Raw genomic sequence first — 506 nt, 5'->3', positions numbered from 1 at the left:
CGCACCCAATCTTGCGGCCTCGGATTCGTTCCGGGGCCTTAGATATTTTGAACCGGGGACCTTCGGGGCCCTATACCCTTGGCACCTACGGGGGCCTCTCACATAGCGGGGAACCCCCTCGCAATTGCTAAACGGAAGACAGAAAGCATGGCGCTCAAGTCGTACAAGCCGACGACGCCGGGCCAGCGCGGGCTGGTGCTGATCGACCGTTCGGAGATTTGGAAAGGACGTCCGGTCAAGTCTCTCACTGAGGGTTTGACCAAATCGGGCGGCCGGAACAACACCGGACGGATCACTTCACGCCGCCGCGGCGGTGGCGCAAAGCGTCTCTACCGGATCGTTGACTTCAAACGGAACAAATTTGATGTCGCGGCAACCGTCGAACGGATCGAATATGACCCGAACCGGACCGCATTCATCGCACTGGTAAAATACGAAGACGGCGAGCAGGCCTATATCCTGGCGCCTCAGCGTCTGGCTGTTGGTGACAAGGTCATCGCGTCGGC

Annotated in this window: 1 pseudogene; it reads left to right on the top strand. The window is 59.5% G+C overall.

The annotated features are described in order from the left end of the window. Positions 1-147: 147 nt before the first annotated feature. Positions 148-506: pseudogene (gene rplB, locus ACR0DJ_RS20475) on the top strand (50S ribosomal protein L2); the annotation flags it as partial.

The organism is Ruegeria sp. BF10 (genome assembly GCF_056538725.1).
The sequence above is the reverse complement of the archived record's forward strand: the minus strand, read 5'-3'. Positions and strand labels throughout refer to the sequence as shown.